The organism is Shewanella gaetbuli (genome assembly GCF_023284065.1).
Taxonomy (GTDB): Bacteria; Pseudomonadota; Gammaproteobacteria; order Enterobacterales; family Shewanellaceae; genus Shewanella; species Shewanella gaetbuli.
In genome coordinates this window covers 52,352-76,493 of the sequence record NZ_JAKIKP010000011.1, presented here as the reverse complement: position 1 = coordinate 76,493, position 24,142 = coordinate 52,352, and the positions used below count along the sequence as shown (strand labels likewise).

General features: G+C 40.4%; 21 protein-coding genes. 8 read left to right on the top strand and 13 right to left on the bottom strand.

What is annotated here, in order from left to right:
* Window positions 1-28: 28 nt before the first annotated feature.
* Window positions 29-1,204: a type III PLP-dependent enzyme gene (locus L2672_RS13720; RefSeq protein ID WP_248996406.1), complete on the bottom strand. Its 1,176-nt coding sequence runs from the start codon at window positions 1,202-1,204 to the stop codon at window positions 29-31.
* Window positions 1,205-1,544: 340 nt separating this feature from the next.
* A complete protein-coding gene (locus tag L2672_RS13715; protein ID WP_248996405.1) occupies window positions 1,545-2,018 on the bottom strand; it encodes a hypothetical protein in 474 nt (157 codons plus the stop codon).
* 182 nt (window positions 2,019-2,200) lie between these two features.
* Here L2672_RS13715 and L2672_RS13710 point away from each other — a divergent pair, with 182 nt between their 5' ends.
* From L2672_RS13710 to L2672_RS13700, 3 genes are all read left to right on the top strand, one after another.
* Window positions 2,201-3,034 (top strand): mechanosensitive ion channel family protein, encoded by an 834-nt coding sequence (locus L2672_RS13710; protein WP_248996404.1) that lies wholly within the window; start codon window positions 2,201-2,203, stop codon window positions 3,032-3,034.
* Window positions 3,035-3,260: 226 nt separating this feature from the next.
* The gene (locus L2672_RS13705) at window positions 3,261-3,683 is read left to right on the top strand and encodes a hypothetical protein (protein ID WP_248996403.1); all 423 of its coding nucleotides are present in this window, start codon (window positions 3,261-3,263) and stop codon (window positions 3,681-3,683) included.
* A complete protein-coding gene (locus L2672_RS13700; protein ID WP_248996402.1) occupies window positions 3,680-3,877 on the top strand; it encodes a helix-turn-helix transcriptional regulator in 198 nt (65 codons plus the stop codon). Before L2672_RS13705 ends, L2672_RS13700 begins: the two co-directional genes overlap by 4 nt.
* Before the next feature lie 124 nt (window positions 3,878-4,001).
* Here the strand turns inward: L2672_RS13700 and L2672_RS13695 are convergent, their stop codons facing one another.
* Together L2672_RS13695 and L2672_RS13690 are read right to left on the bottom strand one after the other, a co-directional pair.
* On the bottom strand, window positions 4,002-4,505 hold the full coding sequence (locus L2672_RS13695) for a hypothetical protein (RefSeq protein WP_248996456.1): 504 nt from the start codon (window positions 4,503-4,505) through the stop codon (window positions 4,002-4,004).
* Between the two features lie 134 nt (window positions 4,506-4,639).
* A complete protein-coding gene (locus L2672_RS13690; protein WP_248996401.1) occupies window positions 4,640-5,518 on the bottom strand; it encodes a radical SAM protein in 879 nt (292 codons plus the stop codon).
* 203 nt (window positions 5,519-5,721) lie between these two features.
* Between L2672_RS13690 and L2672_RS13685 the strand changes: the two genes are divergently transcribed.
* Window positions 5,722-5,973 carry a hypothetical protein gene (locus L2672_RS13685; protein ID WP_248996400.1) on the top strand — a complete coding sequence of 84 codons (252 nt, stop codon included), beginning with the start codon at window positions 5,722-5,724 and terminating at the stop codon, window positions 5,971-5,973.
* 95 nt (window positions 5,974-6,068) lie between these two features.
* Here L2672_RS13685 and L2672_RS13680 read toward each other — a convergent pair whose 3' ends face one another.
* On the bottom strand, window positions 6,069-6,386 hold the full coding sequence (locus L2672_RS13680; protein WP_248996399.1) for a putative quinol monooxygenase: 318 nt from the start codon (window positions 6,384-6,386) through the stop codon (window positions 6,069-6,071).
* Between the two features lie 32 nt (window positions 6,387-6,418).
* Window positions 6,419-6,874, bottom strand: coding sequence for a GNAT family N-acetyltransferase (locus L2672_RS13675; RefSeq protein WP_248996398.1), 456 nt, complete (start codon window positions 6,872-6,874; stop codon window positions 6,419-6,421).
* A 255-nt stretch (window positions 6,875-7,129) separates the two neighbouring features.
* Between L2672_RS13675 and L2672_RS17330 the strand changes: the two genes are divergently transcribed.
* Complete coding sequence (locus L2672_RS17330; RefSeq protein ID WP_275975048.1) at window positions 7,130-7,255, top strand: hypothetical protein; 126 nt, start codon at window positions 7,130-7,132, stop codon at window positions 7,253-7,255.
* A gap of 121 nt (window positions 7,256-7,376) precedes the next feature.
* Here L2672_RS17330 and L2672_RS13670 read toward each other — a convergent pair whose 3' ends face one another.
* From L2672_RS13670 to zntR, 4 genes are all read right to left on the bottom strand, one after another.
* A complete protein-coding gene (locus L2672_RS13670; protein WP_248996397.1) occupies window positions 7,377-11,438 on the bottom strand; it encodes a beta-prism lectin domain-containing protein in 4,062 nt (1,353 codons plus the stop codon).
* Between the two features lie 423 nt (window positions 11,439-11,861).
* Complete coding sequence (locus L2672_RS13665; RefSeq protein ID WP_248996396.1) at window positions 11,862-13,826, bottom strand: multiheme c-type cytochrome; 1,965 nt, start codon at window positions 13,824-13,826, stop codon at window positions 11,862-11,864.
* A 354-nt stretch (window positions 13,827-14,180) separates the two neighbouring features.
* Window positions 14,181-15,575 carry an SO_0444 family Cu/Zn efflux transporter gene (locus tag L2672_RS13660; protein ID WP_248996395.1) on the bottom strand — a complete coding sequence of 465 codons (1,395 nt, stop codon included), beginning with the start codon at window positions 15,573-15,575 and terminating at the stop codon, window positions 14,181-14,183.
* 18 nt (window positions 15,576-15,593) lie between these two features.
* Window positions 15,594-16,079 (bottom strand): Zn(2+)-responsive transcriptional regulator, encoded by a 486-nt coding sequence (gene zntR, locus L2672_RS13655; protein WP_248996394.1) that lies wholly within the window; start codon window positions 16,077-16,079, stop codon window positions 15,594-15,596.
* A gap of 350 nt (window positions 16,080-16,429) precedes the next feature.
* Here zntR and purH point away from each other — a divergent pair, with 350 nt between their 5' ends.
* Both purH and purD read left to right on the top strand, forming a co-directional pair.
* Window positions 16,430-18,019: a bifunctional phosphoribosylaminoimidazolecarboxamide formyltransferase/IMP cyclohydrolase gene (gene purH / locus L2672_RS13650; RefSeq protein WP_248996393.1), complete on the top strand. Its 1,590-nt coding sequence runs from the start codon at window positions 16,430-16,432 to the stop codon at window positions 18,017-18,019.
* Window positions 18,020-18,104: 85 nt separating this feature from the next.
* On the top strand, window positions 18,105-19,406 hold the full coding sequence (gene purD / locus L2672_RS13645) for a phosphoribosylamine--glycine ligase (RefSeq protein ID WP_248996392.1): 1,302 nt from the start codon (window positions 18,105-18,107) through the stop codon (window positions 19,404-19,406).
* A 723-nt stretch (window positions 19,407-20,129) separates the two neighbouring features.
* On the opposite strand, the gene L2672_RS13640 is transcribed toward purD, so the two are convergent.
* Window positions 20,130-20,546, bottom strand: coding sequence for a hypothetical protein (locus L2672_RS13640; RefSeq protein WP_248996391.1), 417 nt, complete (start codon window positions 20,544-20,546; stop codon window positions 20,130-20,132).
* A 339-nt stretch (window positions 20,547-20,885) separates the two neighbouring features.
* Here L2672_RS13640 and L2672_RS13635 point away from each other — a divergent pair, with 339 nt between their 5' ends.
* Window positions 20,886-21,437, top strand: a complete 552-nt coding sequence (locus tag L2672_RS13635; RefSeq protein WP_248996390.1) for a thioredoxin family protein — start codon at window positions 20,886-20,888, stop codon at window positions 21,435-21,437.
* A 473-nt stretch (window positions 21,438-21,910) separates the two neighbouring features.
* Here the strand turns inward: L2672_RS13635 and L2672_RS13630 are convergent, their stop codons facing one another.
* Both L2672_RS13630 and rhlB read right to left on the bottom strand, forming a co-directional pair.
* Window positions 21,911-22,837: a Ppx/GppA phosphatase family protein gene (locus tag L2672_RS13630; RefSeq protein WP_248996389.1), complete on the bottom strand. Its 927-nt coding sequence runs from the start codon at window positions 22,835-22,837 to the stop codon at window positions 21,911-21,913.
* Entirely contained in the window at window positions 22,838-24,142 is a 1,305-nt protein-coding gene (gene rhlB, locus L2672_RS13625) for an ATP-dependent RNA helicase RhlB (protein WP_248996388.1), read from the bottom strand.

Sequence of the window (24,142 nt, the reverse complement as noted above, 5' to 3'; positions counted from 1 at the left end):
TATTGTGGTTATCTTAGGCTTATCAATACTATAAATAGTAATCTTTTAATGGAGGAAAACCATTAAAACACACCGCTGAATAGGTGGTAGTATACGCCCCCGCAGTTAACCAATACATGCGGTCACCAATGGCTAAGTCTACTGGTAAACCATAGCTGTAATGTTCATACATAATATCGGCACTGTCGCAGGTTGGCCCGGCAATAACACATTTATCTAGCTCACCTTTACGGTCAGTGTAAATAGGGAATTTAATCGCCTCGTCCATGGTTTCAATCAATCCCGAAAACTTACCCACATCGGTAAATACCCAGCGCTCTAAAGCAGTATGAGATTTACGTGAGATAAGCACCACTTCAGACACTAAGACACCGGCATTAGAAATCAATGAACGACCTGGTTCTAAAATAATTTCGGGTAGTTCGTCACCAAAATCTTCTTCTAAAAAGTGCTTAATTTGCTGCGCATAAGTGCCTAATGTGTTGGTTTTATCCAAGTAATTAGCAGGAAAACCACCGCCCAAGTTAATCATTTTAAGCACAATACCGTGCTCTTCTTTTAAGCGATCAAAAATGGTTTTCACTTTACCTATGGCTGAGTCCCATGCGCCAATATCACGTTGCTGTGAGCCCACATGAAACGAAATACCATGAGGTTGTAAGCCTAACTCTTTAGCCAATACTAATAAGTCGTAAGCCATTTCATTTTGGCAGCCAAACTTACGAGATAAAGGCCAGTCAGCCGTATGTGTTCCTTCAGTTAAAATACGAACATACACTTTAGCGCCTGGGGCTTCTTCAGCAATCATACGTAAATCGGCTTCAGAATCAGAAGCAAACATACGTACCCCTTGCTCATAGAACGAGCGTACATCAGCACGTTTTTTAATGGTGTTACCATAACTCACACGGTCAGTACTGACGCCCAATGACGTGACCATTTCTAATTCGTAAATTGATGCAATATCAAAATTAGAACCTTTGTCTCTTAATAAGGTTAAAATTTCTTTTGCTGGATTCGCTTTCACCGCATAGTACACATTTGCGAATGGAAAATTATTCACCATATCATCATATTGTTTTGAAATGATTTGGGTATCAATGACCACAAACGGCGTTGGTTTGTCTTTCGCAAATGCTTCAATACGCGCGAAAGTGTCTTTGTCATAGTAATCAGCTACATCAATAGATTGAAATTGGCTCATTAGGCCAGTGCCTCCTCATAGTTGGGCAAAATCAATTTAAAAATCATTGCGAGTTTGGTTAACGTTTGTGCCACAAATTAGCAACGTTAAAAAACATGCGAAGTAGACGCTATTTTTCGCTTAGATGCAACGAATTTTTATTCAATTATTGCAATTTTTTATGCCAAGCAAATACATCGATTTGCAAGGTAAAATAAGTATAGACAATTTAAGCAATATCGCTGGAGGAAAAACATAAAAGGAGGTGGGTACAGAAGATGATAACGGATAAAAACGAACACAATAGATATGAGAGCCTGCGCCCTCATACTCTATTAACAAAGCCAATATTAGCTTTAAACTACTTCCATAGTGTCATTAAAGATTGAGCATCTTCAGCATAAGTAATAGATTTAATGGTTAGATTATCTAGCTTAATAATCGTCGCCTGATTTTCTTTTGTTGGTAATAATGCAGATACATCACCTTCTTTATCTAAACCTAGTACAAAAGAATAATCTTTCATTTTTGGAATCGCGACAAATTTTGCAATTAGCGACGGCATACCACTAATGTCAGCAACATAAGCTAAATTAGCAGGGCGATCACTTTCTGCAACTTCATCAAATGCAGCTTGAATCACTTCGCCGCCGTCCATATCACTGCTAAACAACAATACTTTGGTTTCGCCATCAACCACTAAGGGCTTGTCAAATTGATCTTGTAAAGTAATCGGCGCCAGCGTATCGCCTTCTTTTACAACCGCATCTTCAGCAAATGCTGAGCACGATAAAATAGAGAGTACTAGACCTGTAGCCATTGAGGTGAATCGCATGTTTATTCTCCAGAATAAAATAAAAAACAAGATTTTGTTCCGCACGCTAACAACTTAAAATGAAAAACAACTGAATTATCACTTCAAGATAAGCTTTTTTATATATAGCCTAAACTTGTTATGATGTGGCTCACAAAATACCATTAATCTTGTACGCTATTTGGTAATCATAGGGATATATCATGGACCAACCCAGTTTAGATCAAGAACTCGAACAACTGCAGAATGCTTACAACATCATCACCGAATTTCTAGTGCAATACAGTTTTCAACTTGTCGGCGCCATACTGATATTTTTACTGGGTTTATGGCTCGCCAACAAAGTGGCTAATTTGGTCACAAAACAATTTGCCAAACATAATATTGACGCCACTTTAGGTAATTTCACGTCTAACTTAATTCGCATCATTATTATCGTCATGGTCGCGGTGATCTGCCTTGGAAAATTAGGTATTAGTGTCACCCCAATGGTGGCCGCTATTGGTGCAGCATCTTTAGGAGCGGGTTTAGCGATTCAAGGCATGCTGTCTAATTATGCCGCTGGGGTCACCATTATTGTAACTCGACCTTTTGTGATTGGTAACACCATTGAAATTAAAGGTGTGGCTGGCGTGGTTGAAGAAATAAAACTTGGGTTAACGGTACTGACAAATGAAGAAGGCGAACGCATTACCATACCGAATAAACATATTGTTGGTGAAATTCTACATAACTCATTTGAGTACAAGCTGGTAGAAAACAATATTAATATCGAATATCAATCCGACACTGCTGAAGTTATCGCGATTATTCAACAAGCCATAGCCCAATCTGAAGCAGTAAATGATCAGCAACCACCGCTTGTAGGAGTCAACGGATTCAATGTTATAGGTATTGAAATTGGCATACGCTATTGGGTTCCGACCGCGCAATATTTTCAAACCAAGTTTACAACCAATCAACTGATCATGGCGGCATTGAGTCAGGCAAATATAAACATACCTTGTCCTGTTAAAGAAGTGCATATCAAGCAATAATTCTCTAACTTACCAACAACCTAGGGGCTTAGCCCCTAGCTTTTTAATATAAACTTTCTCATCACCCTTGATTGCTATCTTCATTCTAAAGTTGAATTAAAAGTCAACAACACTTGACATAAGATCTTTTTTTGACCAATATAAGTGTCAAGTAAGCTTGACCAAATGACAAGCTAACAATGCTTTATGCCAAGCTAGCTTGATTTAAATCAACAAGGAGTGAATGATGAACCAGAGCGAACCAACAAGACCCTCATTAACAAAACAACGCTGTAGCAGTACGAAACGCCTCGCTAAATGGACTCTTGCTTGGGTCGTATCTTTAGCCATTGCAACCTTTGGCGGCTTATTACTATGGACAGAAAGCCCCGCAATAACGATTAGTTTTATCGTAGTAAATTTTGTTGTCGGCATAGGCATGTTACTGGCCAACAAGCATCATTTGCATAGCCTTGATGAGCTTCAACAAAAAATTCAGCTGAATGCCATGGCACTATGTTTAGGCGTAGGTTTGATTGTGGGGATTAGTTACTCCACCCTTCACAGCACTGGAATTATTAACCATGAAGCTGAAATATCACATTTGGTGATCATCATGAGTTTCACTTATATGTTTGGGATTTTTTTAGGTAATAGGAAGTATCAGTGAATAATCGTTTAAAAGTATTACGCGCAGAACGTGACTTAACCCAAGCACAGCTTGCTGAATTATTGAATGTCTCTCGCCAAACCATTAATGCGATAGAAAAAGGTAAATTTGACCCTAGTTTGCCATTGGCATTTAAAGCAGCCAGGTTATTTAACCTGACAATTGAACAGATTTTTATTGATGATGAGTATTAACTTGCTGCTTAGCTGTACACAAATCAATATGCCCTTTTTACACTTTGACGCAAACATAGCTAGGCAATAATGCTTTGATAACCATCGCTATGTTTGCGGCTAATGAGTGAATTATTAGTTAAAGTTACTTAAATTTTACCGCTAACTTGCTGGGTTTATAAGTACGCTTTTCAGGCGTGGTCCATTGACCTTTTTTAAAGTAACTGGTCGAAATTGACATTTCATTGCCTAATAAGGTACTGGTGGATTTCACTTTGGTAATGCCATCATCATTACCAGACACCTCTTCATAAGCAACAAAAGTATTATCATCAATGACTTCAATAGTACCTTGGGTGAAAAACTCTGCTGTCGTGAAATAATAAAATACCAGCTGTTGCTTTTTATTATCAAAAAAGATTAACGACTCACCACCATACATTCCGTCATTAATCGAGTGTAAGGTGCGGATAGCATTACCATTTAACGCTCGCTCCCACAAAGACACATCTTTCATAGGTGATTTACCTTCAGGCACGGCAAAGTCGGCTTCCCATGTGCCAAGGTAAGGTGCAAATACGGCTAATTTAGGGTTTATAGACGGGGCTTTAGTTTCAGGTTGTGATGTTGGGGCTGCATTAAGCGCCATTGTAGACAGCGCACTAACAAGCAATAAGATGACTTTCAATCCACTTTTCATGGTCAACAACATGTTGGTTCCCTGTATTTTTATAATCGTTAACTCATAGTATGAAGAGAGTGAGCACTTTTTCAAGTTGGCTATTATAAGCCGCGTTGCCATTCTTGCCTTAAAGGAACCAGCCCTTGCAGCGCTTGGTTTACTTGAGCCAGTAATTGCGGTTTATCTTTACCTAGCACACCTTTTAACACTAAATAATTAGAAGCATGATCAGAGCGGAAAATGGTTTTTTGTAGTTCAAGATGACTTAACAGTGTTTGCATTTCTGTTAGCAACCCAAGTTGATCAGGAAGTTGAAACTTACCATCAAATACCTTATCCATTTTTTCAGTGCCTAACGGCAATGTAACCACTAGGGTTGACAAATATTCAGGTTGCGCCTCGTTCATTAACTTTGCAGACGCTATGGCATGTTGCTCAGATAAGCTAATCCCACCTAAGCCCATTAATATCATCACAGACGACTTCATTCCCGCACGTTTTATTTTTTGTAGAGCAGCTAATGAAGAGGCATAATCTTCGCCTTTTTGTATCCGTTGCAGCACTTCATTGTCACCGCTTTCACAGCCGACATACATTAACGACAGCCCCAAGTTATTCAATTCAGCCAACTGTTCAACCGTTTTATTAGAAAGATTGCGCGGTAAACAATAACTACTAATACGAGTCACGCTGGGTAAATGGGTATTAATGAGTTCACAAATGGCTTTCAAGCGATTAAATGGCAAGCTCATGGCATCACCATCAGCCAAAAACACCCGGCTTATAGGCACTCCAGATTGTGCCGCAGCAATAATATCTTGTTCAATTTTTTCAATTTTTTGCGCTCTAAACTGCTTCTGAGGCTGAGTATACATGTCGCAAAAGCTACATTGGTTCCAGCTACAGCCATTAGTGACTTGTAGAATAAGCGACTTCCACTCAGACGGTGGACGAAACACAGGTTCTATATATTTAATCATTACGGCTCCTTTATAATGCCTGTGAAACCGATCAAAAATCACACAAAAAAGGCTGTAAAAATGATCGAAAATCAAACAAAATTCGTACTGTCCCAGCAGAAAGGTAATACTTTTTAGTTAAAAAAGTTTAAAAGTCTAAATTTGTTGTTATATTTAGCTTGTTAACCTTTTATTAACAATAACAAATACGGGTAACGTTTATTATGAACCAAGTTGCACATGAGATAAATGAGCGCCGCGATTCACCACTGAGTAACGAACAGCATTGGGAGAATTTAACGGCGGATCAAAAAGTCGCCTTATACGACTTAAACCGTTTCGGTTACCGCTTACGCTTTGTGCGCCAAACGCTAAAAGGGCCATTAGCTATAGTGTCTCAACAAGATGATATTGCCGTTATTCATCCAGATGGCGAGGTTGACTTGCGCCCCAAAATCACCCTAAGACCTCACTAAGCTTTTAGTCACATTTAGCTAATAAAAAACGCGAGTGTTATCACTCGCGTTTTTATGGATTAATTTATGTCGAACTAAAAGGAATAATCCTTTTTTTATGCAATCACTTCACTAAAGACTTCTACATGATGTGATGCCACCAACTCAGGCATAACATTATGAAAATAGTCTTGAATAGCAGCCTTGCTACAGTGCTCATCAAAAGCTGCTTTGCTGACAAACTTTTCAACAAAAGCCACTTTGTTTTCATCCTCTAAACTCACATTTAGCTCATAGCGAATACAGCCATGTTCACGACGAGTATCAGGTATTAAAGCCGCTAATGCAGCAACTAATGCATCACGCTTTCCTGGTTTAGCGACAAATTGTGCCACACATACGAGCTGAGTACTGTTAATGCTAAAATCAGACATGGTCTTTCCTTATTAGAATCACTGAAAATTTGCTATTTTGCTTGATAAATCATATCAATATGCGGAATATCATCCTCTAAGTAAACCTCAGAATTATTGTAAAAGCCAAGCTGATGATAAAACTTCTGGAGGTGTTCTTGCGCGCCTATTTGTATGCCCGCTTCAGGCCAATTGGCAATGCATTTAGCAATGGCATCTTGCACCATTTTCTGGGCAATACCTTGGCCTCTATTATCTTCAGACACCACAATGCGTCCGATACTAGCCTGCGGATAACTTAACCCCGGTGGCAGTACTCGACAGTAGCCTAAAAGTTGCCCTTCTCGGTCATTTACGACTAAGTGCAGTGCATCACTGTGTCGATCTTTTTCGTCTAATTCAGGGTACGGGCAATTTTGCTCAACCACAAAAACGTCGACCCGCAATTTAACGATCTCATACAGTTCATCTGGGGTTAATTGCTTAAATCTAAGTGAGCGCCAAATCACTTCAAGCTCCTTTTTAATATGTCATTTCATAGGCATTGTAGCAGCTTTTAAGCCGCCAAAATCTATGCCATTTGAATAGCACAAATAATGCTAATGTTAGCTGAAAATATTATATATCTACACTAGATTTAAATTAAAAATTCCATGCTATGCTGCAGCCACAATTTAGGTAAAGTAAGGCTACAGATAAAGACTTACACTTAAATATGTCAATTGTGTGTCAATCTCATCCTACTATTTTTGGGAGCGCAATAAATGAGCAAAGAACGTAACAACTCTAAAGAAGCTAAAAAACAACCTAAGCTTTCTTTAAAAGAAAAACGCGCGGTTAAGCAAGCTAAAAAAGCCCCTCAAACCAGCATTTTAAGCAAGAATAAGTAAACTATAAAATAAGTCACCTCAAATGAGGTTAAAGCATATTATTTTGTATTAAAAAATAAACCCCACTCTATTCAAGTGGGGTTTTTGTTGGCATTAATCAATTGCTGAACACTCGGTTACACTAATCCTCCACAATCGCTGCGGGTAATGCATACTCTCCTTTTTGAATAATTTTTTCTCCGTAGCCAAAACCCACTCTAAAGCGAAATACTGCAACAGGTGAAATACTGCTTTTTGATAGCTTAGAGAAAGCCCGACTGGCTTTATTTTTAAAAGAGGTTATTTGTGGATTATTTACCGCGGTCACATTTGACGGCTGACTTATCGTACTAACGGCGGTGTCGGTATCTGCATTATATGTCGCTCGGCCTGAAGCTGCCGTTGAGCTGGCTCGACGAGTCAGCTTTTCTCCACTGGTAGCATATTTATATTCAAGTGACACAGGCAAAGTCACGTTTGCATCGGCTTCAAATAACATTGTTGGTTTTTTATCTAAGCCTTGAAATGCTGACTCTACCGTTTCCGTTAAATAAGAAAAACCATGGCAAAGTACCACTGGGTCAACTTCAGCTACTATGCCAATAGCAAAGCCTGCAGCACAGCCTGATACGGCTGAAGCTATGTCTCCAGCTAACCAGCCGGTAAAGTCTGCTTTATCACGGGTAGCAATTTCAACTAAATAGCTGCCCGAAGCTGGCGTTGTTTTAAGTGATAACTCAGGTTTATGTATTTTACTCGCGGTATTCTTGCTGATCGCATGGCCCATTTTCCACAAGTCTAATTTGGCCTCTAAGCCAGCGGTAAATTTTTTGGCATAGATAGAATAGTCGCCTTTATAAGACCAATCAGTACCATTAACGGAACTCAATTGAAAAGGCAGTTTGCCTCCATGTTTTCTGACAATTCTTGGCGATAAATCAAAACCCACTTGAGCAAATTGACTGTCTTTGATTTGAGGCAGCTTGGCGACAGAGAGTTTTAACGCATCACGAAATGATACCGAGACCCACATAGTGGGCATATTACAGTCAGTATCAGTATCCGTTTTACAGTAGCCATTGGCAGACTTATCCCAAGGGTTACCTTTCATGGCCGCTTTGGGTGCGGTAATACTGACCTCTAAATCAAATTCATCACTAACAAACTTAAACTCGCCACTGGTTACATCAAGCCCCAGTCTCATTAACCAGGAAAAACTGCCACCGGCTGCAATGTGATCATTAATGGTGTAATAACTAGGCCAACCTTCCAAAGTCGCAAAAGAATCATCGGTAAATTTAATGGTATTAATATCAACCTCTCCATGTTGCGGTAATTCAGCCAATAACGACTCGAACCCGCCCACATGCTGTGATTGATCAATTAATACCGCATCTTTAAAACGCGCCCCAGCATCTCCTGCTACCTGACATAAATTAACACTGACCCCAAATATTTTACAGCGCCACCAATTGAGCATATGACCGAGTTCTTCAAAATAAAATTTCTGAAAATCAGCATCACTTTCAGCAACCAAATCACGGTTTATAACAATAAAGGCATGATTGTCATCATAAATAAATCCCGCAGGTCGCTGGCCTATCATGGAAGAATCAACCCAATAAGGGATACGAGATTCGAAATAAGCAGGCGAGGTTAACACTTTATAAAGCTCAAAGTTAATTTGTGACTGTTTCCAATTGCTAAAAGCGGCCTGCTGAGTCATTAACTGACTATAATTTTGACCAAATGCGTGGCTAAATATCGCTGCTAGTTTATTTTCAAAAGCACTGCCTCCACTAGCGTATTCCATATCAATAAGTGAAGTAGGGCTATAACTTAATGGATTGCGAATGTAATTTACGTAATTAAAATCTGTAGGAGTTAATGCATTTTGAACATTAATTTCTTGCTCGCTGCTACCATTCCAAAAATCATATTCAATACGCTCCATTTGTGAACGAAAATCAACAAGATTTCGATAATCTGATTTTATAAAGTTATCTTCTAACGGATTATCTCGCCATAAATCAGCTTGTCTAAGACTTTCAACTACTTCATCACCTAAGTCATTAATCGCATCCGAGACAATATCTTCTAGTGCTTCTCCTATGCTGTCATCATCACTTAAATCACCTAACACATGCGCTAAGAATTTAATTGCTCCTGAATCTAGCCCGCTTTCACCGGTAAGCAGTTCTATATCGCCTTCAATGCTTTCGCCCACCGGCCCCGCTATACCCAGTAGCATTTTTCTTAAATTTTTAGCAGTGCGGTGCTCAGCATAATCAACAATATGCTTTATCTCAGGCCCTACAATAGGAAGGTCCTCTAACGAAGTAATAAACAGATTGGCTGGATTAGTATCACGCATATATTGTTGAATAGCTTGCTGATAGTCTGCATAAGCTTGTTGAGCATCTTTTTCATATGCGGCTTTGTTTTTTATCAGCTCATCAAGGGTGGTGCTTTCTTCCTTAATTAGCGCAGAAAAATGACTATCGTCATCTTGTGCCCAAAGCTTATGTAATTGATGCCACTGGGTATTGCGCCCACGCTCAATATTAATGTTAACTGCACTGTGTTTATCCGCCTTTTCTTTGGTTAACGCATTCAATTCCTTAGTCAGCGAATTAAGCTCTTTAGTAATTATGGAACAAGTTATGAGTGCAGGGACATTCCACCAAGCAAAAGCGCACGAAGCCTTTTGTAATGGCTTCTTAGCATTAACTCGGGCTTGAAGTATATTTATTCGAGATGTAAAACGGTTATCTTGTTCAAGTTTCTGAATTTGATAATGCTGCATTTGACTGAACAGCCTATCTATATGAATTAACTTTGAGTCAATCATGGCTTGTAGTGTTTTTTTGCTATGGCTTACATTGGGTTGCGCTAGGGTTTGACACCAATGTCCTGCTTCGTCATACCCCGTTGAACTGTATAAGCCTCTATGCTGCTCACCACACGTTAGTGGCTCGGCGTGCTGTACAAATTCAACATTATCGTTAATGTTTTTTCCTTCCTGAATCCATTTCCCTCCAACATATATCCAACTATAAAACTGACCATTAACTACAGTAGTACTCTCCCCTGTAGGTAAATACACATTTACTGAGCGGGTAGAATCCACATCCACAGACATTCTTTTACCAAAAGATACAGAGTCAGGTAACACAACTTTTTGCAACCAATCATTATTGGTGATTCTGATATAGACTTCATTATAAGTGTCTAGGTATTGAGCCAAACCTTGTGAGTTATTACGTAATTCATTAATTAAGTGAGTAGTATTTATTGATAACTTGTTTGAATAGTCAGGAAACCATAGGCAATTTCGGCCATTAGTTGAATAACATTGTATGTCTCCGTCAAGGCTAGTTGAATACCAAGTGCTTACACCTAAATGCGTTCCATCCAACCATTTAAACTCGTTATTTCTGGCGATATGACAAAAGTCATCAGTGCTTTCATATCCTGAAAACCCCAACTCACCTTCATGGTTAAAGACTCCTGGCTGAGCAGTAAACTGATCACTTGGCCCACACTCTAATATTTCTAAACGTTCATAATTTAATTGGTTTATGGAAACATTTAACATGCTTTGTCTATTATAAGTAAGCAAACCAATTTTATTAGTGTACGGCATAACGGTATAAAGAAAGTCTTCGCCGGTATAGCTTGATGACACTTTCTTAATATCTAAAAACTCGAAAGATTTATTGTTCGAAGTATTTTCATCAACATTTGCATAATTAACTTTTAAGCCGTCAATAAAACGACCTTCCGAAGACACTTCAATGCTTTTCACATTATCTTTTATAAAATGTGTGTACTCCTTGATATTGTCGGCATAGTTTACACTGCCATAAGACAACACCAAGCCATTTTGATAATGGGCAATTATTTTTACAATGTGTCGCCCGCCCCAACGATAGTCACCTTCATAAATAACCAGTTTCTTTAACGCTTGAATAGGAAGCTGATTACTTGTTCCCCCAGTACCTCCCAACGAGATTTTTTGTCCCAATGCATTGTTATAATAAAGCCCATCAATTGCAGCTCCATGGCGAATATGGATATTAGGGTTGTTTGCTAAATCAATAACAATTGAGTGTTGAAGATTATTTCTGCCAGCTTCAAAACCAACCATCGCTAGCGTATCAGCTGTAAAAGCAAATAATATTAATATATAAAAACGTTTCATCATGCCTCCATTAATTATGAGTAAATTTAAATACTCACTAGAGGGTCCATTATTTTTATGACTGAAAGATGAACAAAATAATATAACAAGAAAAGATTGACACTATTAAAAGCCTGCTAAACACAACTACTATTAAAACACTTGCAAAGTATTGATAGCTATATAATTAGCAACAGTAAAAACTCACACTAACAATAACCATTAAAATATTAACGTCAGAAATAAAATTAATAATAACAAATAATCTATCACCCCAATAAATCACCAAACTCAAGCTATAAAAAAGTCATATAAGCAGAGTTTAAATTAACTTAAGATTTTTACACATAAAAAAATGGGAGCCTAATGGCTCCCATTTTTATTGTTTATATTAACGCTATCTCATCATCTGGCTAGGGTGATAATGGATAGCCATCAATATAATTAACGCTCGAAGTTATGGAACTTATCGATACCGAAAGACTTACCTTCAGCGTGACAAGTTGAACAAGATTCAGCGGTAGGTTGTGTGTACCATTCAGCAGTAGTAGGTGTATTTAGCTCACCACCATTTTGAGTCATGTGGCTCAATGCACTATCTGAGTTATGACAAGCAAAACAGTTTGCAGTAATTGGGCTAGTCATCACACCTGAAGTACCACCGTTGTATGCTTTAGAAAGCATGTAACGGTTTGGTACTTCAGTTAAATCAACAACTTCAGTATGACAAGACACACAGTTATCAGCATTTAAGCTAGTCGCTGAGTTAGGCTCACCAGTAATTGCTGAACTACCTACACCCCAGTGCATGCTATGAACCATTGGACCAAAGCCTGGTGCTGAGTTTTTAGAACGGCGGTCTTGGCCATTGTTGTGACATGCAATACAAGATTCACCACCATTATTGTAACTACCGTTTTTGTGGTAGTTAGTTTCATTGGTGTGACAAGTTGTACAGCTTTCAGCATCAACATTGTGACGACGTGAGAACTCTTTATCGATTGCAGTTAGCGTGTTGTCTACAACTTCAGAGAAGCCAGTGAAAGAAACACCAAACTTACCGTCATTATCTTCCCAGTTTGAGTCAGCTAAAGTAACACGTGAGCTGGTAGTTAAATGTGCGTTTTCATATCCGCTACCTGGGCCATTAAGTAGCTGGCCATAACAAACTGAACGAGTACCGTCTTCACGCTCAACATAACCTTCACTGCCATGACCAATTACACGGGCAACAATTGAGTCAGTTTCATTATCGTAAGCATTAACATAAGCGCCAGCGTAGGTTACTTCATGGCTTGCATACATTTCGCCAATGTTTAATTGAACTGGAGTTTCACCAGAGTTATCAAACAGTTTAACGTCAACACAATATCCACCAACCCAAGATACATCTTTGTGATCAGTAAATTCTAACGTTGCGTCATAGTAAACAGCTGAAGTTTCAGTGTAGAAGTTTTCACGCATTTCTTTACGCTCAGTGATACCTGCTGCTTTAGCATGTAATTCACGAACATCAAAGTCGTCATTTGCAGCATAAAAGTTTTCTACTTTAGCGCTTGAGCCAGAGTGACAATCAGTACAACCGTTTCCAGCAATATTGGTGTTCATTACAGGTTCAGCATGACAGGTATAACAATTCGCTGGTGCAAAATCTTTTTCAAACTTCTGGTGATTAATATGCCCTAGCATTTGCATAGTATTTTTTGCATATCCGCCAGTGTCTAAAGAGTTACCTTCAGAATCAACGTCACGCTTAACGTTGTTGTGACAAACCATACAACCGCCAACAAAATCAACTTCACCTTCAGTATTTAACGCCACATAACCAGAGTGCTTAATGCTAGAAGTTGCATAATCAACATGGCACGAATAACAAGTCTCTGTTGTTGTAGTGTGAGTCATTTCAGGCTTATCGATAATTAAGTATGGTGATTTAGCAATGTCGCCACCCCCCACTTGTAAACGAATTAACCCTTCAGTATCGGCTTTTACCGCAGCCATTGGTGCAACAAATTGATAATTACCATCATCTAATTCTGTTAGCGTTGCGCCTTCAGTAGCTCTATCGCCACCTGCTGTTGCGCTACCACCAACACTACCGTCACGGCTACGCTGAATACCGTTTTCGGTCATTGCGGCTAAATATACTGAGGCATCTTCTAAACCAGTAATCGCAATACCGTCTTCGTTGGTAATACCAAACTCAACAGTTAATTTGCCATCCTCGATCATGTGGTTAATCATTTCCACATTAGTTACTTCAGATGCTTCAACTACAGGAGGTAAAGGACTTGGGCCAGGTTCACCAGGTGCGCCATCTTCACCGTCTTTTCCGTCACTACCACAAGCTGCAACCCCCATTGCAGTTGCAATAAGAAACGCGATTTTACATACGTTCATTGCTTTCATAATCATCACTCCAGTTTCATTTTTCTTATTAATGAATACTACTTATTAGGTATAACCAAATTAATAATAGACAGTGCAACTTATTAACAATGAGACAATAGTCACAAACCATGTTATCTAGAGGTGATTAAGATGTTTTTTAGATGGAATTTTGACGCAGATCTTGTTTCGTAAACACTAATAAAAACAAACATTGCCCAAATGAGAATTAATACGATGATACAAGGAGTTACAATTAAGGGGCCAGATAAAAACTTGCTTAATAGAATACCTTTTAAGGCTGTTGAACGGTGAAATTATCAACAAAAAAAGGCCCTAAGGCCTTTTAATTGTTAATTTTTTTAACATGTTACACTATGAGCAACAATCTGATGATTGCTGTTTTCGGGGAATTTTATCCCATAAGACTTTCAGCATTAACACCGCTAAAATTATTCCTGATATTGCCACAACACCTTGAGGTAATAATTCGTGCTCTGGGCCAATTTGAGGCATCACTTGAAAACCAAAGTTGGCTACAAGATAATTCACTACCATCCCCGCAACCAGTGCAACACCTAGCACACCGCCTAAATAGCCCAGTAAAGCGCGTTTACCTAACTCTTTACTGACAACACCTAAGGTTGCAATATTGGTAGCAGGCCCTGCCATCATAAAGACTAATACCGCCCCTGGAGACACTCCAGCTAGCAGTAACCCGGCTGCTATGGGCGTAGACGCTGTTGCACAGATATACATAGGCACCGACACTAACACCATCACTAACATGGCTAAAATACCGTCACCCCATTTCGCCAAAAAGTCACCAGGCACATAAGTTTGTACCAACGCGGCAAAAAATAACCCGACTAATAACCATAAAGTGGTATCTCTAACTAAGTCTGTGGCAGCATAATGCAACCCTGCTGCAACTCGACTTAATATAGATTGTTGTTTTAAATCAGTGGCCATATCTTGTGTTGAAGCACAGCAACTTTCTGAGTCATTTTTCTCGTCAGTTTGCCCACATTGGCTTTTCATTTCGGCATCTGTCGCCACAGGTGTTTTGCTGCTACAACAGCTTGATTTTACCGGTTCAACAACATCTTTAGGCTTACTGCAACAGGTGCTTTCAGCTGTGGCCTTAGTTGACGGTGCCGTTATAGGTTGTATTAACGATGTATCTGTTGCGGCATGTAAACTCATTATAGGAGTAGTATTAACCTGACCTTCCACTGAGCCATTAGTTACTGAGCTTTCTTTGTTGGCACAACAACGACTTTTAGCTGCAGTAGTTTTATCATTAACGTTACCGTCAACGGCATTAGCAGTGGCTTTCGTCTCAGCAACATCTACAGGCTTAGCGACTTCATTTTGTTCATCTTTGCCCACTAACAAACCCGCTACCACCGCACTGGTTACGGCAGCGATAGGGCGCACAATAGCCATAAATGGACCAAGTAAAACATAAGATACCGTGACCGAATCCACCCCAGTTTCAGGAGTTGAAACTAAAAATGAAGTTGTAGCGGCTTTTGACGCGCCACTTCTGCGCAGTCCAACGGCTGCGGGGATCACACCACAAGAACATAAAGGCAAAGGCGCCCCCAGTATTGCGGCCTTTAGTACGGTTTTAAATCCATGCCCCCCTAATTGCTTTTGCATCCACGCCATAGGCACAAACACTTTCAGCAAACCCGCTAATACCAACCCCAGCAATAACCATGGGGCTGACTCTAAAAATAAGTGAATAAAGTTCTCAAATAACATACGAAACTCCCAACGGTATTAGGTTAATGCCGCTTTAACGGTTTTGGTGTGTTTAACGTGTTGTGCTTTATGTGCGGTTTCATTTCTGGCATGAAGCTGCTTATCTTCTGATTCTAGCGCTTCTAAAATACTACAATGCTCTGCACTGTCAGGGCCGCCACAACAGGCATTTGATAAATGCTGCAATGAATTAGCAAATTGGGTTAATTCAGCAATTTTAATTTGTACTTGCTCAAGTTTGTTATCCACCATGCCTTTCACATCAGCACAAGCCCAGTTGGCTTTATCAAGTTCAATCGATAATAGTTCGGTGATCTCATTCAAGGTAAACCCAACGGCTTTCGCCCGCAAAATAAAGCGCAATCTTGCCACATCATCTTGGTTATACAATCGATAGCCAGATTCTGAACGAGTTGAAGGCGCTAGCAGCCCATGCTTTTCATAGAATCGTAAGGTATCCGCTTTAACATCACATTGCTTTGCAAGCTCACCAATTCGGTACATAAGTCACCTTCGCTGACACAAGAGAGTGGTTGATTATGGATAGAGTATAAACCTTAGAGTTTAATCTAAGGTCAAGGGTCTGATGATCTTTTTTATTGTCTATGTTTGTTCTGATTTCAATATTGTGAAATCACGCAGAAAAAACACTCAAACTATAAGGTTTACGGTAAAATACGCGCGCTTTGAGGCTACAACTGTCAATCAACTGTTCTTAAAAGCCATTAAGATATTTAAAAATCACGGACACCTGTGCTGTCGAGGTACTTTGGCAAAATGGATTTAAGTAAATCTATTAATGAATCCATTTTGCGAAAGATCCTTGAAATTTACTAAGTGGACCCTGTACCTACATGAATACTGTCAGACCAATTCGTCGCGCGCTATTAAGCGTTTCAGATAAAACTGGAATCCTTGAATTTGCACAAGCTTTGCATGCTCAAGGTGTTGAACTGCTATCAACCGGTGGCACTGCAAAGCTGCTTGCCGACAACAACATCCCTGTTATTGAAGTTTCTGACTATACTGGTCATCCAGAAATTATGGACGGTCGTGTTAAAACACTTCACCCTAAAGTGCATGGTGGCATTTTAGGTCGCCGTGGAATCGACGAAGTTGTGATGGAACAAAATGCCATCAACCCTATCGACTTAGTTGCCGTTAACCTATACCCGTTTGCTGAAACCGTAGCCAAAGAAGGTTGTACCTTGGCTGATGCGGTAGAAAACATCGATATTGGTGGCCCAACAATGGTGCGCTCTACAGCTAAAAACCACAAAGACACAACCATTGTGGTAAACGCTAAAGACTACGACCGTGTTATTGCAGAAATGCAAGCTAACAACGGTAGCACTACTCTTGAAACGCGTTTTGATTTAGCCATTGCAGCATTTGAACACACTGCGGCTTACGACGGTATGATTGCTAACTACTTCGGTACAATGGTGCCTGCCCATAGCCAAGATGAGTGCCACGAAGACTCTTCATTCCCGCGTACCTTCAACACTCAGTTAGTGAAAAAGCAAGACTTACGCTACGGTGAAAACAGCCACCAACAAGCGGCTTTTTATGTTGATACCAACATTGATGAAGCTTCAGTAGCGAGTGCTACTCAGCTTCAAGGCAAAGCATTGTCTTACAACAATATTGCCGATACTGATGCAGCCCTTGAGTGTGTTAAAGAATTTGACGGCCCAGCTTGTGTCATTGTTAAGCACGCTAACCCTTGTGGTGTAGCATTAGGCAACAATATTTTAGAAGCCTATGACCGTGCATTCAAAACTGACCCAACTTCTGCATTTGGCGGCATCATTGCATTTAACCAAGAGTTAGATGCCGATACCGCTAAAGCCATTGTTGAACGTCAATTTGTTGAAGTGATTATTGCTCCTAAAGTTAGCCAAGCAGCACGTGACATTGTAGCGGCAAAAGCTAACGTACGTTTATTAGAGTGTGGCGAGTGGAACACTAAAACCACTAGCCGTGACTACAAACGTGTTAATGGCGGCTTATTAGTTCAAGACCGTGACCAAGGTATGGTCGATGTTGCTGACATTAAAGTCGTATCAAAACGTCAACCAACGGCAGAGCAATTAACTGACTTAATGTTCTGCTGGAAAGTGGCTAAATTTGTTAAATCAAATGCCATTGTTTACGCAAAAGACGGCATGACCATTGGTGTCGGCGCAGGACAAATGAGCCGTGTATACTCAGCTAAAGTTGCTGGTATTAAAGCGGCTGATGAAGGGTTAGTGGTTGAAGGGTCTGTAATGGCATCTGATGCTTTCTTCCCGTTCCGTGATGGTATTGATGCAGCAGCTGCTGCTGGCATTAGCTGCATTATCCAACCGGGTGGCAGTATTCGCGATGAAGAAATCATTGCCGCAGCAGATGAGCATGATATTGCAATGGTATTTACTGGCATGCGTCACTTCCGCCATTAAATACCATTAGAAATAAGCAGCCCGATGAGGCTGCTTTTTTCGTTATAAGAACATAATTAATTTTGATATTTTTAGGGGTGAACCAATGAAAGTACTTGTAATTGGCGGTGGCGGACGTGAACACGCCCTAGCATGGAAAGCAGCACAATCACCAACAGTTGATACGGTTTTTGTGGCACCGGGGAATGCTGGCACAGCCTTAGAACCAAAACTAGAAAACGTTAACATTCAAGTTGAAGCGATTGCAGAATTAGTTGAATTTGCACAAAAAAATGCTGTTGAGCTAACCATTGTTGGCCCTGAAGTGCCATTATCTTTAGGGGTTGTTGATGCATTCAATGCCGCTAACCTAGCTATTTTTGGTCCGACTAAAGGCGCTGCTCAACTTGAGTCTTCTAAAGCCTTTACTAAAGATTTTTTAGCGCGCCACAATATCCCAACAGCCGACTACGCTAACTTCACTGAAATTGAGCCAGCTAAAGCCTATTCAGTTGAACTCACCAATAAAACTGGCTTCCCAGTGGTTATTAAAGCTGACGGCTTAGCAGCAGGTAAAGGAGTGATTATCGCTCAAGACCAAGCTGAAGCTGACGCAGCCATTGAAGATATGCTAGCGGGAAACAAGTTTGGTGATGCTGGTTCTCGTGTGGTTATTGAAGAATTTTTAAAAGGCGAAGAAGCTAGCTTTATTGTGATGGTTGATGGTAAAAATATTCTAGCCATGGCATCTAGCCAAGACCACAAAGCACGCGACAATGGCGACTATGGCCCAAATACTGGCGGTATGGGAGCATACTCTCCAGCTCCGGTAGTTACCCAAACCGTACATGACTGGACTATTGCTAATGTTATTCGTCCAACGGTTGATGGTATGGCAGCTGAAGGCAATGTTTATACTGGTTTCTTATATGCTGGCTTAATGATCTCTCCTGACGGCAGCGCCAAAGTACTTGAATACAACTGCCGTTTTGGTGACCCAGAGACTCAACCTATTATGATGCGCCTTCAATCTGATTTAGTTGAGCTTTGCTTAGCCGCTACTCGTGGTGAGTTAGACAAAGTGACGGCAGAATTTGACAGCCGAGCTGCGGTTGGAGTGGTATTAGCCGCAGGCGGTTACCCAGATGCTTACCGTAAAAACGATGTGATTGATGGACTAAGCTTAGGCGATAATAATGCCAAGGTTTTCCATGCTGGCACCGCAGAAAAAGACGGCCACATTGTCACAAGTGGTGGACGCGTACTGTGTGCAACCGCGTTAGGCAATACGGTAACCGAGGCTCAAAAAGCAGCTTACGGCTTAGTTGAGGCTATCCATTGGGACGACGTTTACTTCCGTACAGACATTGCTTACCGTGCAATTGCCCGCGAACAAGGTAAAGCATAATCCCTAAAGATTAATTTCATCTTTATTTAGCTTTCACTGAATAATAAAGTCCCTGCACTATTTGCTGAAGCAAAGTTTCGCAGGGATTTTTTTTGGCAAATTTTAGCCAAAAAAAAGCCGAGTAATTAACTCGGCAAAGGGAGATGAGAACTATGAAAGGGGTCGATTAACCTCTGGTTGAGTATTCAAAATAGCAGTGAAGATAATTCACCCTACTTTTGTTACTTTTCCAGCAAAACAAAAAGTTGGCGGGGTAACCAGTGTTCTTGCTTTGTCATTAACCATTTCAATAACGCTAGAATACCGCTTAATTTAAAAACCCGATAATCGCTTATGGCGGACTCAATCCATCAAAATATCTGAACCGTTTGTTGTGGCCAATTTTAGCCAAAAAAAAGCCGAGTAATTAACTCGGCAAAGGGAGATGAGAACTATGAAAGGGGTCGATTAACCTCTGGTTAAGTATTAAAAATAGCAGTGAAGATAATTCACCCTACTGTTGTTACTTTGCCAGTAAAACATGAGTTGATGGGGTAACCAGTACTCTTGCTTTGTCATTAACCATTTCAATAACGCTAGAATACCGCCAAATTTAAAAACCCGATAATCGCTTATGGCGGACTCAATCCATCAAAATATCTGAACCGTTTGTTGTGGCCAATTTTAGCCAAAAAAAAGCCGAGTAATTAACTCGGCAAAGGGAGATGAGAACTATGAAAGGGGTTACTTATACTCAATGACTTTGGCAGCAAAAATATGTGTGTCGTTTACACGGTTATATTGTCGATACATTTCCACTGAGAAAAATGTTGGGTCGTCTTGTCTAATCTTCAGCGCAATAGCCTCAGCCAGAGAAACAATGTTGGCTTTACCACCCACATGAAAGTGTGCTGATTTCTCTAGGCCTAACTCATGTGCTTGTTGTTTAGAAATATAAACTTCACTAAACTCAGTTTCTACGTGGGCAGAAAGTTGTACATGGTCTTGATCAACTTCTTCAACAACAAAAACTTGTGCATCAACTTGAGTGAGTTGTGCCATATCTAAATCAATTTCTTGCTGGTATTCACTTGGGTTGGCATTCGCCACTGTAGAGAAGCAAGCTGATACCATCATTAACGCTAAAATACTTTTTTTCATGTTTTACTCGTGTCGTTAACCATTTCAATAACGCTAGATTAAAGGCCAATTCATTAATTCCACAATCGTATTTGATGGATCAAACCCTCCATTGCTATTAACAACGCATCAATCAATCATTCAAACAGCCAATAACACCTTAAAAAGTCCTCAAGAATGGGGCAGTTACTTTAGGTTATTCATTTATAGGTTTCGTCCTGCGCTAACTCTCAAAAATCGGCAAAATAGTCATGCAATTAGTGATCAAGCTAACATCAGCAACAGTTAATACTTAACAGGTAATAACCGCCATGCTTATATAAGCCAGCTATCTTTTTTCTTCTTCATCGAGGCTTTATCATGCACAATAGCGTTAAAACATTATTTGCCACCAGCGCACTTATTTTTGGTAGTCAGTTACTTGTTGCACCAGCTTTTGCAAATAGTGGCTGTGGATTTGAAGAAGAGTCGCAAGGCTTTATGGCTACATGTGGCGAGGAGAAACAAGAAGTGATTATGACCGGTATTGTAACGACTGAAGCACTAGAAAAAGATTTACCAGGCTATGCCCAAGAGTACCAAAACTACACCACTGATGCAGAGCAAATTGCTGCACTAAAGCAAATTTCACAACCAACTGAAATTGTAGTTATTATTGGTACATGGTGCCCAGACTGCCACCGTGAAACCCCTCGTTTCATGCGTTTAATCGAAGAGGCTAACAACCCGAATATCAGCGTGACCTATATCGGTGTTGACCGTGCTAAGCAAGACCCTGAAGGCTTAGCCGCAAACTACGAGTTCACCCGAATTCCAACCTTTATTATTCAACAAAAAGGTGAAGAAATCGGCCGTATAGTAGAACGTCCAGAGGTGTCACTAGAAGCTGATTTAGTTAAGATTTTAAAATAAATTTTGCTACCCTTGTCGACATTGAATAATGTCGATAAAAAAACGTACACACCATCGATAATGGTCTGTACGTTTTTTTATGCCCAATGATTATGACAACCATAAGTTCCCCCCCCCCACTTCGTCACATTCGAACCCAAACAACCTTCACTCTTGAATCCAAGCAACCGTCACCCTTGAATTCAAACTGCCGTCACCCTCGAATCCAAACTGCCGTTACCCTTGAATCCAAACTGCCGTCACCCTCGAATCCAACTAATCGTCACCCTCGAGATCTCTTATCGAGGGTCTACTGCCTTAAGTCCCAAAAAGCAGATTTCAGCCCACAAGCTTTGCTGAAATGACGTGATTGAGGTATCGGTGAAATGACGTATTGGGAGCGTTACTGAAATGACGTAGTGGGAGCATTGTTGAAATAACGTAATGGGTACATTGTTGAAATGACGTAACGGATGCATTGCTAAAATGGCAGATTAGAAGCGCTGTTTATCCGCCAAGGTTTGTAATACGCCTTCGCGTAATGCGCCACCTGCAATGTGCAGTTGTTCGATAGATAACAACTCAAACAATGCCAACAAGATGGCGATACCAGAAGAAAATGTAGGCGCTTGTTCTGCATTAAGGCCCTTAATATCTGAAAGCTGCATATCAGACTGAGCCAATACCTCATCTCGTAAACCGGTTAATACCGCGAGCGTTATAACTGGTGCCTGTTGACGGGCTTTGAGTAAACAAACCACTGACTGCACCACACCTGATGCGCCCAGAACACTATCCCACCCTAACTGCTTTAACGTAACAAGGTTATCCGCCAATGCATCAGATACAGCCTGTTTTGCGCGAGTAAAATTATCTAAAGAAAATGGCGCTTGAGCAAAATATTGCTGATTAAATAACACTCCGCCCATAGGTACGCTGGTTTTAAACCGTACCTTACAACCTTCGCCCACAATAAATTCTGTACTAGCGCCACCAATATCAATAACTAAGCGCTTTCCAGCACCAGGCGTTGTTGCCACCATACCTTGATATATCAGTTCTGCCTCACGCAAACCACTAATTATTTCAATAGGATATGGAAGAATAGTAAAAGCTTTTTGTTGAAAGAGTTCCGCATTAGCAATCACTCTTAAGGTGGCCGTAGCAATAATCGCGACGTCGTCGGCATGAATTTGATGCTGTTGCAGCATTTGTTGGAACATCGCCAAGCAATCTAAACCACGCTGCATCACATCGTCAGACAGCATACCGTTTTCGCCAATACCTTCAGCAAGGCGAACTTTACGCTTATATTTAGCAATAATGTGCGGTTTGCCCGCGACAGTATGTGCAACCAGCATATTAAAGCTATTAGAGCCTAATGTGATGGCTGCATACGGTGGTTTAGCTACTTGTTGCATTTATGAGTGTCTACGAGTCCTGTGACGCGGTGGACGACTATTGCCACCACTTCTATGTGCACCTTTATTAGCACCGTCACGGGTGCGAGTTGAAGGATGCTTACGGTGAATACGAACTGGAGGCGGAATATCGTCTAACAGTGCTTCACGATCATAGTTTGTTACTGGGATTGAATGCGTAATATAGCTTTCAATTGCAGGTAAATTCAATGCATATTCTTCACATGCAAAACTCACTGAAACACCTTTCGCACCTGCACGACCAGTTCGACCAATTCGGTGAACATAATCTTCGCAATCATCAGGTAAATCATAGTTGTATACATGAGACACATCAGAAATATGTAACCCGCGAGCAGCCACATCGGTCGCGACTAAGATATCTAGTTGTCCCGAAGTAAATTGCTCTAAAATGCGTATACGTTTTTTCTGTGGCACGTCACCGGTTAATAAACCAACACGGTGTCCGTCACCTTCCAAGTACGACCATAATTTCTCACAGCTATGCTTGGTGTTTGAAAAAACAATGGCTTTTTCAGGCCAATCTTCTTCAATTAGCGTCAGTAATAAACGCATTTTATCTTCCATCGACGGATAGAAGATTTCTTCTTTAATATTTTTAGAGGTTTTTTCTAACGGCGCAATTTCAACTTTTTCAGGATCATTCATATGATCATAAGCTAGCTCTTGCACTTTCATTGATAACGTCGCAGAAAACAGCATATTTAAGCGTGTATTTGCATCTGGCATACGACGGAACAAAAACCGAATATCTTTAATAAAGCCTAAATCGAACATACGATCAGCTTCATCCAATACCACAGCTTGTATATGATTTAAGCTGATCACCCCTTGGCGAACATAATCAATAATACGGCCGGTAGTACCAATCAGAATATCAACGCCTTTATCTAATACTTCGCGTTGAGTTTCGTAACTTTCGCCACCATAAACAATGCCGACTTTCAGCCCAGTATGCTTAGCCAACAAATTTGCGTCTTTAGCAATTTGAATAGCAAGCTCACGAGTGGGCGCCATAATAATGGCACGAGGTTCGGTATTTTTACGGCCTTCTGGCGCGGCAACCGTTAATAGGTGATTAAAGGTTGCAACAAGAAATGCCATGGTTTTACCGGTACCCGTTTGTGCTTGGCCGGCAATATCCTTGGCTTGTAATAAAATAGGTAATGAAAGGGCTTGAATTGGAGTACAAAACTCAAAACCGTTTTCTTGCAGAGCTGATAAAACTGCATCTTGCAGTGGAAAGTCAGCGAACTTTTGGGTAGATAAATGTGTTTGGCTCAT